Genomic DNA, 13,925 nt, shown 5'->3' with positions numbered 1-13,925 from the left:
CCGCGACAGCTGTAACAATGGTTCGGTGTGTCCGATCAACTATTGGGGCTTTACCGGGACGTCGAACGCGATTTGCCCAGGTCAAGGGTAGAACCTCGGAAGTGATCGGATTCCTGCGAATACTGATCGAACTGCAGTACCAAAGCGAAGGTGAAATTGTCTTGACGCAGCACGTGTTCCTCCAGCATGCCGTTCGAGTGCAGGTCGTGACCGCATGAGCTCCGATGGTGTGACGCCAGGGACTTCGGTAGCTCGCAAGGCACGTCGAGAGCGTCCGGCACGCGGCCGTCGTGCCAGCACCTCGTTGCTTCCGCAACTGCTGGCGGCGGCCGTCGAGCTGGGGCCCGAGCGGGAGGCGTTGCGGTTCGAAGGACGTTCGCTGTCATACGCAGAGTTGGACGAGCAATCGTCTCGTTTGGCGAGATTGTTGATCGCCGGCGGCATGGGGCCAGAGGATCGGGTTGCAATTTCGATACCGCGGTCCATCGAGTCCGTTCTGGCACTGTGGGCAGTCGCCAAGTCCGGCGCCGCCTTCGTCCCGGTGGATCCGAACTATCCAGCCGATCGCGTGGCCTACATGATCAGCGATTCTGGAGTTTCGGTCGGGTTGACCACTAAGGGTGCACGCGCCGGGTTAACCGACTCGGTCGGGTGGATCTCGATCGATGCTTCGGACACTGTCGAGTCGTTGGCCGCTGTCTCCGGCGCGCCAGTGACGTATGACGAGCGGGTAAGGACACTGCGTGAGCAGCACGCCGCGTACGTCATCTACACATCCGGCTCCACAGGGCGACCCAAGGGTGTTGTTGTTTCGCATTCGGGGCTAGCCGTCCTGCAGCGAGAGCAAATTCGCATGCTGTCGCTCGACGGCAATTCGCGGGTTTTGCACTTCACGACTCCAAGCTTCGACGTATCGATCTTCGAACTACTCGAGACGATCGGGGCTGGCGCCGTCATGGTGATTGCCCCATCGAGCATCTACGGTGGGCCCGAGCTAGCCGAGCTGATCAAGACAGAGCGAGTGACGCATGTCGGCGCTACTCCTTCGGTGCTCGCATCGGTGGATCCATCTGGACTCGACGATGTTGCTGTCGTCGTGGTCGCGGGTGAAGCGTGTCCGCCCGAGTTGGTCGCGAAGTGGGCGCCCGGACGCCACTTTGTCAACGCGTACGGCCCGACCGAGATGACGATCGTCACGAACATGACGGAACTCGGCGCGGGTGATCCCGTCACGATCGGTGGTCCGATTCGTGGTGCAGCGTCTTTGGTATTGGATGCCCGCTTGCAGCCTGTACCGACGGGGACTACGGGTGAGCTCTATCTTGCAGGGCCGCAGGTTGCGCGCGGATACCACAATTTGGCAGGTATGACGGCCGATCGATTCATCGCGAATCCCTTTGGGGCACAGGGTGAACGAATGTACCGTACGGGGGACGTGGTGCGGTGGACGGAAAGTGCTGCCGGCGATCGTAGCGTCGAATACGTCGGACGGTCCGATTCCCAGGTCAAGATCCGTGGCTTCCGCATCGAGTTGACTGAAATCGACGCGGTCATCGCACTCGACGAACGGGTCGAGTTCGTGACAACGCTCGGGCGAGTGTTGCCCAGCGGTGAAACGGCTCTCATCTCTTATGTGCTTCCTGCAGTTGGAGCCGTGCTGTCCGGGGATGACGTCCTGGCTGTGGTCAAGACGGATCTTCCCCGTCACATGATTCCGGCGGCTGTCGTTGTCATCGACGAGATTCCCTTGACGCCAGTAGGAAAGCTGGATTCAGCAGCACTTCCTGATCCCGTATTCGAGGCCCGAGAGTTTGTAGCGCCATCCTCCGATGGTGAGGTCGTGGTCGCGCGCATATTCGAAGAACTCTTGGGGGTGGACCGAGTCGGCGCTGACGACGACTTCTTCGAACTCGGCGGCAACTCGTTGATTGCTGCGAAATTGGCCGGGCGTCTCAGTGCGGCTTTCGATGTGCGGGTTCAGGTCAAAACGCTCTTCGAGTACTCGACAGTCTCCGGTCTTGCATCTGTTTTGTCAGATTCAGCGGGGCGTGTGCGAATTGCCTTGGCCCCTCGCTCTCGTCCGGAGCGGATACCTCTTTCCCTTGCACAGTCGCGGATGTGGTTCTTGTCGAGATTCGACTCTGTGTCTGGTGTGAACAACATTCCGATCGTGTTGCGGTTGTCCGGTGCCGTCGATGTTTCGGCACTGTCCGCAGCGCTGTCGGATGTTGTTGCGCGGCACGAGGTGTTGCGGACCGTCTATCCGGAATTCGAGGGCATCGGGTTCCAACAAGTACTTCCGGTGGACGAATTCGTGGAAACTGTATTGCCCGAAACTGTCGACGCGGCCGACTTGCTCGGTGTGCTGACGCCAGTGGTGGCAGAGGGGTTCGATGTCACGGTCGAGGTGCCATTACGGGTTCGATTGTTCCAGACGGGTTCGTCGGAGTTTGTGTTGGCGTTGGTGATTCACCATATCGCTGCTGACGGTGTGTCGATGGGTCCGTTGGTGCGTGATGTGTCGATGGCGTATGTGGCGCGTGCGGGTGGACAGGTTCCGGGGTGGGCGCCGTTGGCGGTGCAGTATGCGGATTACGCGTTGTGGCAGCGTGAGGTGTTGGGGTCCGAGGGTGATCCGTCGTCGTTGATGTCTGAGCAGTTGGGGTATTGGACGTCGGTGTTGGCGGGGTTGCCGGAGCGGATCGAGCTGCCGGCGGATCGCCCGCGGCCGTTGGTGGCATCCAATCAGGGTGCGAGTTACCAGTTTTCGATAGACGCGCGGTTACATCGAGCGCTCGAGCAGTTGGCGCTTGATCGTAATGTGTCGTTGTTCATGGTGGTGCATGCGGCGTTGGCGGTGTTGTTGGCGCGGCTGAGCGGTAGTGACGACGTTGTGGTGGGCTCTCCGATCGCAGGGCGGGGTGAGCCGGAGCTGGACGATCTGATTGGTATGTTCGTCAATACGTTGGTGTTGCGGACCGAGGTGGATTCTTCGGAGTCTTTCTCGGCGTTATTGGGTCGGGTTCGTGAGGTCGATCTCGGGGCGTTCGGCAACGAGGACGTGCCGTTCGAGCGTTTGGTGGAAGTGCTTGATCCGGCGCGGTCGCAGGCCCATCATCCGTTGTTCCAGGTTGCGTTGTTCTTTCAGAACATGGCGCAGGATGTCGTGGAGTTGCCGGGACTGTCGATTGCCGGTTTCGACGCCGGTGTCGAGATCGCGAAGTTCGATCTGCAGTTGACGGTGACGCCGTTGGAGGAGGACGGCGTCGGTGTGGGGATGCCGATGTCGTTGACGTATGCGACGGATCTGTTCGACGCGTCGACAGTTGTTTCGTTTGCGGAGCGGTTGGTGCGTGTTCTGGAAGCAATGGTGGCGGAGCCTGATTCGGTTGTCGGGGATGTGGAGTTGCTCGGTGAGGGCGAGCGTTCGCAGGTGCTGGTGGCGGTCAATGACACTGTTCACGAGTTGACTGTTGGTGCTTTGTTGCTCGACGGGTTTGTTGCGCAGGTGGCGGCGACGCCGGATGCGGTGGCGGTGGTGTTCGAGGGGCAGTCTCTGACGTATGCGGAGTTCGGGTCTCGGGTGAACCGTCTTGCACGGTATCTGATTTCGGTGGGCGTGGGGCCGGAGTCGTTGGTGGCGTTGGCGATGCGCCGGTCGGTTGACCTTGTGGTTGGTATGTATGCAGTGGTTGCTGCGGGTGGGGCGTATGTGCCGTTGGATCCGGATCATCCGGTCGAGCGCAATGGTCATATTCTCGAGACCGCGGCACCGGTCTGTGTGTTGTCCACTGCTGGTGACGGTGTGGTGTTGCCGAGTAAATTCGATGTGGTGTTGATAGACGAGCTGGACGTGTCCGGATTCTCGGATGCGCCTGTTTCTGATGTGGATCGTGTTGCGCCGTTGCGTGTTTCGAATGCTGCGTATGTGATTTTCACGTCGGGGTCGACGGGGAAGCCGAAGGGTGTGGCGGTTTCGCATGCGGCGATCGTCAATCAGATGGCGTGGATGCAGGGGCAGTATGTTCTGACCGGGTCGGATGTGTATCTGCAGAAGACTGCGACGACGTTCGACGTGTCTTTGTGGGGGTTCTTCCTGCCGTTGGCGGTGGGTGCTCGGTTGGTGGTGGCCACTCATGACGGTCATCGGGATCCGGGGTATTTGGCGTCGGTGATCGCTGATCAGCGCGTGACGGTGACGGACTTCGTGCCGACGATGCTGTCGGTGTTCGCGGGGGAAGTCTCTGCCAGCCAGTTGGATTCGCTACGTGATGTGTTCGTCATCGGTGAGGCGTTGCCGGCGCAGACGGTGCGCGATTTCGGTGTTGTTTCAAGCGCGCGGGTTCACAACTTGTATGGTCCGACCGAGGCCGCGGTGTCGATCACGTTCGCGGATGTGACGGATGCTGTCCACGGTGGTGTGGCTTCTATTGGTGTGCCGCAGTGGAATTCGCAGGTTTTCGTCTTGGATTCGCGATTGCGTCCGGTGCCGGCGGGTGTTGCGGGAGAGTTGTATCTTGCGGGTGATCAGTTGGCTCGTGGGTATGTTTCTCGTCCGGATTTGTCGGCGGATCGCTTCGTCGCGAATCCGTTCACTCATGGCAGTGTCGGCGATCGGATGTACCGCACGGGGGACTTGGTGCGGTGGGGCTGGTCGGGGGAGCTCGAGTACATCGGGCGCACTGATTTCCAGGTGAAGTTCCGGGGTCAGCGGATCGAGTTGGGGGAGATCGAGTCGGCCCTGGTGGCCGATGTGTCGGTGTCGGTGTCGTCGGTGGCGGTGGTGTCGACCAAGACCGGTGATCAGTTGGTGGGGTATGTGGTGCCGACGTCGGGAGCGGTGGTTGATGTTGCGGCGCTTGTGGATTCGTTGGGGTCGGTGTTGCCGTCGTATATGGTGCCGTCGCAGATCATGGTGTTGGATGCGTTCCCGCTGAATGCTTCGGGGAAGTTGGATCGGAAGCTGTTGCCGAAGCCGGTGTTCGAGGCTGCGGCGTTCCGGGCTCCGGTGACTCCGGTGGAGGAGTCGGTTGCCTCGGTTTTCGCCGAGGTGTTGGGTGTGGATCGGGTCGGGCTTGATGATGATTTCTTTGCTTTGGGTGGCAATTCGCTGATTGCGACTCGGATGGTTGCCCGACTTGGGCAGGCGCTCGATACGCAGGTTCCGGTACGGGTGCTGTTCGAGGTGTCCTCGGTCGAGCGCGTGGCTGCCCGGGTTCAGACCAAGATCGGTTCGGGTGCTCGGGCGGCGTTGACTGCTCGGGTGCGTCCGGAGCGGGTGCCGTTGTCCCTTGCACAGCAACGGATGTGGTTTCTGAACCAACTCGACCCAGAGTCGCCGGTCTACAATGTCCCTCTCGCGATCCGGCTTTCAGGGAAGCTGGACGTGGCGGGGCTGAAAGCTGCTGTTTCCGATGTCCTGGCACGGCACGAGTCGCTCAGAACGTTGTACCCAAGCGATCCAGATGGACCAATGCAGGTAATTGTTCCACCCGAAGAGGTCGTGCTGGACTTGAGTCCAGTCGAGGTCGACGCCGAGTCTGTAATGCTGCGCGTAGCAGAGGTTGTCGGACAGGGATTCGACGTCGGTGCTGAGGTCCCCGTTCGAGCGAAACTGTTCAGCCTTGGCTCTGGCGACTACGTGTTGGTTGTCGTGATCCACCACGTTGCCGGAGACGGTTCCTCAGTCGGGCCACTCGGGCGCGATGTCATGGTCGCGTATGAGGCCCGATCTCGGGGGGTGGTTCCGGGGTGGGCACCTCTCGGAGTGCAGTACGCGGACTATGCGTTGTGGCAACGCGAGATGTTGGGCTCAGATGGTGACCCGGACTCGATCGCGTCGAAGCAAATTGCGTATTGGCGAACTCAGTTGGCTGACGTCCCCCCCGTTTTGAATCTCCCCTTGGATCGTGCAAGGCCCGCGATTCAGTCGTTACGCGGAGCGACAGTCAATTTCACGATCGATGCACGCCTTCATTCAGACTTGTCGAGGCTTGCAGAGGGTCACAACGTCACTGTCTTTATGGTCATTCACGCGGCTGTGGCTGTTTTGATGTCCAGACTGAGCAGTTCCACGGACGTGGTGCTTGGTACTCCTGTCGCAGGACGCGGGGAGGCCGAACTCGACGATCTGATTGGTATGTTCGTCAACACGCTGGTCTTACGCACGAACGTCGAAGCGTCGGAGGGATTCGGTTCGTTCCTGGAGCAGGTGCGTGAAATCGATCTATCGGCGTTTGCCAATGCGGATGTGCCGTTCGAGTGGTTGGTGGATGAGATCGACCCCGTGCGTTCTACTGCGCACTCACCGCTGTTCCAGGTTTTGTTGGTGTTCCAGAACTTTGCGCAAACGCAGTTCGTGTTGCCAGAACTCACGATTTCCGGGATCGAAGCGGACTCGGGAACGGCGAAATACGACCTTCAGATCACTCTGTCCGAGGTCATCAGCGAGTCTGGAGAACCCTCAGGGATACACGGGTCGTTCAACTACGCAACCGACCTGTTCGACGAATCAACGGTGCTGGAATTCGTCGATCGTCTGTTGCGAATTCTGAGCACAGTGTCCGCAACTCCGGACGTACTGGTGGGTGATATTCCCGTACTCTCACAGAGCGAGAGTGAACAGGTACTGGCACAAGCTGTTTCGGCCGGATCTTTGTGCTCGGACAATGCGACGCTGGTCTCGTTGTTCGACGAGCAGGTTGCGCGGACGCCTAACTCTGTCGCGTTGGCCATGGACGCAATTGAACTTACGTATGCGGAGTTCGATGCCAAGGTCAATCAACTCGCGCGTCACCTCATTTCCGAAGGAGTCGGACCTGAGCAGTTGGTCGGTGTGGCGATGCGTCGGAGCATTGACCTCGTGGTTGCGATCTACGCCGTTCTGAAGGCTGGGGGCGCCTACGTTCCTATCGATCCAGATCATCCAGCAGAACGCACCGAGTACGTCGTAGAGGCGGCGGATCCGGTACTGATTCTGACTACCGCTCGCGATCAGTTCGCGTCGACGGGTCGACGGATGGTGACTGTCGAGGCTCTGAACTTGGACGGGTTCCCATCTCGCCGGATTGCCGACTCTGAACGCAATTCGCCTTTGCGATCGCAAAACACGGCGTATCTGATCTTCACTTCAGGTTCGACAGGTCGACCCAAGGGCGTTGCCATTACACACAGCGCAACGGTGAACCAGTTGGTGTGGGCTCAGGCGACCTACAGGCTTGATTGCTCGGATGTGGTACTGCACAAAACGCCGATCACCTTCGACATTTCGGTCTGGGAATTGTTCTGGACTCTCCAAACTGGCGCGAAACTGGTCATCGCGGTTCCCGATGGACACCGGGACGCAGATTATCTTGCGAAAACCATCGCTCAAGAGCGGGTCACGACGGTGCATTTCGTTCCGTCGATGTTGAGCGCATTCATGTCCGCGGTGCCCGCGCCGCTGCCGGAATCGGTGCGTCGAGTCTTTGTCGCAGGAGAGGCGTTGAGCGCCGACACCGTACGCCGATTCAGCGGGTACGCCTCGGCGAGCCTGCACAACTGGTACGGGCCTGCCGAGGTCGAGGTGGTAACAGCTTGGGAGGCGACTCCTGAGGCGGTGGTCGTCCCGATCGGTACGCCCGTCGCTAACGCGTCCACTGTTGTGCTTGACGGCCGGTTGGCGCCAGTGCCGGTGGGTGTGGCCGGTGAACTGTATTTGGGTGGACCGCAGGTGGCTCGTGCATATCACGGTGAGCCTGCTATGACGGCGCTGCGATTTGTCGCCGATCCATTCGGATCAGCCGGCGCCAGGTTGTACCGCACCGGAGATTTGGTTCGATGGACCAAATCGGGGGAGCTGGAGTACATCGGCCGTAGTGATTTCCAGGTGAAGTTGCGTGGTCAGCGGATCGAACTGGGTGAGATCGAATCAGCCCTGCTCACGCATGAGAACGTAAACGACGCCGTCGTCGTGATGCACTCTGACTCCAAGTCGGGTGACAGCTTGGTTGGGTATGTGGTGCCGGCGTCGGGTGCGGTGGTTGATGTTGTAGCGCTTACGGATTCGCTGCGTGCGGTGTTGCCGTCGTACATGGTTCCGTCGTTGATCATGGTGTTGGATGCGTTGCCGCTGAATGCGTCGGGGAAGTTGGATCGGAAGTTGTTGCCGGAGCCGGTGTTCGAGGTTGCGGTGTTCCGGGCTCCGGTGACGGCGGTGGAGGAGATCGTCGCGTCGGTGTTCGGGGATGTTCTCGGGGTCGAGCGTGTCGGGTTGGATGATGATTTCTTTGCTTTGGGTGGTAATTCTTTGATTGCTACTCGGGTGGCGGCTCGGTTGGGGCAGGCGCTCGATGCGCAGGTTCCGGTGCGGGTGTTGTTCGAGGCGTCGTCGGTGGAGTTGTTGGCTGCTCGGGTGGAGTCGGAGGTTGGTTCGGGTGCGCGGGCGGCGTTGACTGCTCGGGTGCGTCCGGAGCGGGTGCCGTTGTCGTTGGCGCAGCAGCGGATGTGGTTCTTGAACCGTTTCGATACGTTGTCGTCGGCGAACAATATTCCGGTGGCGATTCGGTTGTCGGGGTTGTTGGATGTGGCGGCTCTGCAGGCTGCGGTGTCGGATGTTGTTGGTCGGCATGAGATTTTGCGGACGGTGTATCCGGAGGTCGACGGTGTCGGGTTCCAGGAGGTGTTGTCTGCGGATCGGGTGCGGTTGGATTTGTCGCCGGTGGCGGTGTCGGAGTCCGATGTCGTTGGTGCGGTGACGGAGTTCTTGTCGGCTGGTTTCGATGTGGCGGTGGAGGTTCCGGTTCGGGCGCGGTTGTTCGCGGTGTCGGAGTCGGAGTTCGTGTTGGCGATGGTGGTTCATCACATCAGTGGTGATGGTGTGTCGATGGGGCCGTTGACGCGTGATGTGATGGTGGCGTACGAGGCTCGTTCTCGGGGTGAGGTGCCGGGGTGGACGCCGTTGGCGGTGCAGTATGCGGATTACGCGTTGTGGCAGCGGGAGACTCTCGGTTCGGAAGATGATCCGTCGTCGTTGATTTCGCGTCAGATCGGGTTCTGGGAGTCGGCGTTGGCGGGGTTGCCGGATCAGTTGGATTTGCCGGCTGATCGTCCGCGGCCGGCGGTGGCGTCCAATCGTGGTGCTGCGTATTCGTTCGTGATTGATCGTGATGTGCATGTGTCGTTGAGTGACGCTGCGCGTGAGTCGAATTCGTCGTTGTTCATGGTGGTGCATGCGGCGTTGGCGGTGTTGTTGTCGCGGTTGTCGGGGACGTCTGATATTGCGATCGGTACTCCGGTGGCGGGTCGTGGTGAGCAGGTTCTCGATGATTTGATCGGGATGTTCGTCAACACGTTGGTGTTGCGGACCGAGGTGGATTCTTCGGAGTCGTTCTCGGGGTTGTTGGGTCGGGTTCGTGAGGGCGATCTGGGTGCGTTTGCGCATGCGGATGTGCCGTTCGAGCGGTTGGTGGAGGTGCTCAATCCGGCGCGGTCGCAGGCTCGTAATCCGTTGTTCCAGGTGATGCTCTCGTTCCAGAACATGGAGCAGACCGCGTTGCAGTTGGGCGATCTGACGGTTGCGGGCGTCGATACCGGCGCGGTGGCGGCGAAGTTCGATCTGCAGTTGACCATGGTCGAGCAGTTCGACGAGTCCGGTGCCCCGGCCGGGATGGCGGCGACGTTCACGTACGCGACGGATCTGTTCGACGAGTCGACGGTGGCCTCGATGGCAACCCGATTCGAACGCATCCTGCGCACAGTTCTCGACGATTCATCGGCGCTGGTGGGAGAAGTCGATCTTCTTGATGGTGTTGAACGAATTGAGATCTACAACAGATCGCGCGCCAGTCGTCGGGATCTGCCCGCGACGCGATTGGTGGATGTCGTCGGTACGGCTCAGCGCGCTATGGATGTTGCGCTGATTTACGGTGACGAAAGCTTGACCTATGGCGAATTCGATTCGCGCGTCAATCGATTGGCCCGACATCTGATTTCGCAAGGTGTTGGACCTGAGGTTCTGGTCGGCGTGCTCATGGGGCGGTCTATATCTTGGGTGATCGCAGCCCATGCGGTGATTCGTGCAGGTGGCGGATATGTACCCCTGGACCCATCGCATCCGACTGAACGCGTCTCTTATGTTTTGCGAACGGCGGCGCCGGCCGTTGTCTTGTACTCGCGTGACTTTACGGTTGATGGTCGACTCGACGCGAAGTTGCCGACTTCCTGGGTTGATGTTGACAGTCTTGACCTGCATACGTATTCGACTGATCCGATCACCGATTCAGAGCGACTGTCTGCTCTTCGGGGAGATCACCCTGCGTATGTGATTTTCACTTCCGGTTCTACCGGGACGCCGAAAGGCGTCCTGGTATCGCATATCGCCGTAGTAAACCAGATGCTTTGGCGCCAGGATCGATACAATTTGGACCCGTCGGACGTGGTGCTGGTCAAGACTCCGTCCACATTTGACGTTTCACTTTGGGAGTTGTTCTGGCCGTGCCAAGTAGGCGCGCGCATGGTGATCGCCGAACCGGATGGCCATCGTGACCCTCAGTACATAGCGAAGTTGATCCGGGAGCATGCGGTCACGGTCGCGCACTTCGTGCCTGCAATGATGGCCCTATTCATTTCAGCCGAATATGCCAGCAATATTCCTTCCTTGAGGCTGGTGTTTTCCGGTGGCGAGGCCTTGAAAGTTGGCACTGCCGCGGAAGTTTTCGGAGTGATGCCATCAGCACGCTTGGAGAATTTGTACGGTCCTGCCGAGGCTGCAATTGATGTGACCTTCCATGAAGTCACATCGGACGAGACCGTGTCGATCCCGATTGGTTCTGCTGTGTGGAATACAGGGCTGCTAGTCCTGGATTCCAGGCTGCACCCGGTTTCAAGGGGTGTTGTCGGCGAGCTTTATCTATCGGGCATTCAGTTGGCGCGCGGGTATATCGGGCGGGCCGCAATGTCGTCGGATCGGTTTGTTGCGAACCCGTTTGCCGATGGCAGCGGGGGCGGTCGGATGTATCGCACGGGCGATTTGGTGCGGTGGGATGCGTCGGGGGAGCTGGAGTACATCGGCCGTAGTGATTTCCAGGTGAAGTTGCGTGGTCAGCGGATCGAGTTGGGGGAGATCGAGTCGGCTTTGGTGGCTGATGCATCGGTATCCGCATCTGCAGTGACTGTTGTTTCGGCCAAGTCGGGTGACAGCTTGGTTGGGTATGTGGTGCCGGTGTCGGGTGCGGTGGTTGATGTTGTAGCGCTTACGGATTCGCTGCGTGCGGTGTTGCCGTCGTACATGGTTCCGTCGTTGATCATGGTGTTGGATGCGTTGCCGCTGAATGCGTCGGGGAAGTTGGATCGGAAGTTGTTGCCGGAGCCGGTGTTCGAGGTTGCGGTGTTCCGGGCTCCGGTGACGGCGGTGGAGGAGATCGTCGCGTCGGTGTTCGGGGATGTTCTCGGGGTCGAGCGTGTCGGGTTGGATGATGATTTCTTTGCTTTGGGTGGTAATTCTTTGATTGCTACTCGGGTGGCGGCTCGGTTGGGGCAGGCGCTCGATGCGCAGGTTCCGGTGCGGGTGTTGTTCGAGGCGTCGTCGGTGGAGTTGTTGGCTGCTCGGGTGGAGTCGGAGGTTGGTTCGGGTGCGCGGGCGGCGTTGACTGCTCGGGTGCGTCCGGAGCGTGTGCCGTTGTCGTTGGCGCAGCAGCGGATGTGGTTCTTGAACCGATTCGACCCGGGATCCAATGTTGACAATATTCCGGTGGCGATTCGGTTGTCGGGGTTGTTGGATGTGGAGGCTCTGCAGGCTGCGGTGTCGGATGTTGTTGGTCGGCATGAGATTTTGCGGACGGTGTATCCGGAGGTCGACGGTGTCGGGTTCCAGGAGGTGTTGTCTGCGGATCGGGTGCGGTTGGATTTGTCGCCGGTGGCGGTGTCGGAGTCCGATGTCGTTGGTGCGGTGACGGAGTTCTTGTCGGCTGGTTTCGATGTGGCGGTGGAGGTTCCGGTTCGGGCGCGGTTGTTCGCGGTGTCGGAGTCGGAGTTCGTGTTGGCGATGGTGGTTCATCACATCAGTGGTGATGGTGTGTCGATGGGGCCGTTGACGCGTGATGTGATGGTGGCGTACGAGGCTCGTTCTCGGGGTGAGGTGCCGGGGTGGACGCCGTTGGCGGTGCAGTATGCGGATTACGCGTTGTGGCAGCGGGAGACTCTCGGTTCGGAAGATGATCCGTCGTCGTTGATTTCGCGTCAGATCGGTTTCTGGGAGTCGGCGTTGTCGGGGTTGCCGGATCAGTTGGATTTGCCGGCTGATCGTCCGCGGCCGGCGGTGGCGTCCAATCGTGGTGCTGCGTATTCGTTCGTGATTGATCGTGATGTGCATGTGTCGTTGAGTGACGCTGCGCGTGAGTCGAATTCGTCGTTGTTCATGGTGGTGCATGCGGCGTTGGCGGTGTTGTTGTCGCGGTTGTCGGGGACGTCCGATATTGCGATCGGTACTCCGGTGGCGGGTCGTGGTGAGCAGGTTCTCGATGATTTGATCGGGATGTTCGTCAATACGTTGGTGTTGCGGACCGAGGTGGATTCTTCGGAGTCGTTCTCGGGGTTGTTGGGTCGGGTTCGTGAGGGCGATCTGGGTGCGTTTGCGCATGCGGATGTGCCGTTCGAGCGGTTGGTGGAGGTGCTCAATCCGGCGCGGTCGCAGGCGCGTAATCCGTTGTTCCAGGTGATGCTCTCGTTCCAGAGCGCCCGCCAGACCGGGTTGCAGTTGGGCGATCTGACGGTTGCGGGCGTCGATACCGGCGCGGTGGCGGCGAAGTTCGATCTGCAGTTGACCATGGTCGAGCAGTTCGACGAGTCCGGTGCCCCGGCCGGGATGGCGGCGACGTTCACGTACGCGACGGATCTGTTCGACGAGTCGACGGTGGCCTCGATGGCAACCCGATTCGAACGCATCCTGGCTGCCGTCGTTGCTGATCGGTCAACCATTGTTGGTGACGTTGATATTTTGGATTCTGTTGAGCGTTCGTTGGTGCTCGAGGGGTGGAATGACACGGCTCGTGAGGTTGCGGGTGTGTCGGTGTTGGACGGGTTCGATGCGCAGGTGGCGGCGTCTCCGGATGCGGTAGCGCTCTCGTTCGAGGGTGTGTCGTTGTCGTATGCGGAGTTCGATGCTCGGGTGAATCGTTTTGCCAGGTATTTGGTTTCGGTGGGTGTGGGGCCGGAGTCGTTGGTGGGTGTTGCGGTTCGTCGGTCGGTTGATTTGTTGGTTGCGGTTTACGGTGTGCTCAGGGCTGGTGGTGGGTATGTTCCGGTGGATCCGGATCAGCCTGCGGAGCGTAATGGGTATGTGTTGGCGGCGGCGTCGCCGGTGTGTGTGGTCAGTACTTCTGATGTTGGTTTCGATGCTGGTTTGGTGCCGGTGGTCGAGGTTGATGTTGTTGATGTGTCTGGTTTTTCGGATGCTCCTGTCTCGGATGTGGATCGGGTTGCGCCGTTGCGGTCGGGGAATACGGCGTATGTGATTTTCACGTCGGGGTCGACGGGTCGGCCGAAGGGGGTGGCGGTCAGTCATCGCAGTGTGGTCAATCAGGTGTCGTGGTTGGCGGAGCGTTATGCGGTGTCGGGTTCTGATGTGGTGTTGTTCAAGACTCCGGTGACGTTCGATGTGTCGGTGTGGGAGTTGTTTGTTCCGTTGGCGGTGGGTGCTCGGTTGGTGGTGGCTACTCATGACGGTCATCGGGATCCGGGGTATTTGGCGTCGGTGGTGGCGGCGGAGTCGGTGTCGATGGTCTCGTTTGTGCCGTCGATGTTGGAGGTGTTCGTCGATCAATTGGTCGACACGTCGGAGGCGACGATTTCGCGTCTCGGTGGTGGTGGGTTGGGTTCGTTGCGGGTGATTTTCGCGGCGGGTGAGGCGTTGCCGGCGTCGGTGGTGGGTCGGGTGTTGTCGGTGTTGC

1 protein-coding gene is annotated in these 13,925 nt (G+C 59.8%); it reads left to right on the top strand.

What is annotated here, in order from left to right:
• Window positions 1–214: 214 nt before the first annotated feature.
• Window positions 215–13,925: non-ribosomal peptide synthetase (locus tag G9U53_RS31855; protein ID WP_165639919.1), on the top strand; the 13,711-nt coding region annotated here is incomplete at its 3' end.

Source organism: Rhodococcus sp. D-46 (genome assembly GCF_011290655.1).
GTDB classification, from domain to species: Bacteria; Actinomycetota; Actinomycetes; order Mycobacteriales; family Mycobacteriaceae; genus Rhodococcus_F; species Rhodococcus_F qingshengii.
Note: the sequence above shows the minus strand (reverse complement) of the source record. Positions and strands in the feature narration are given on the sequence as shown.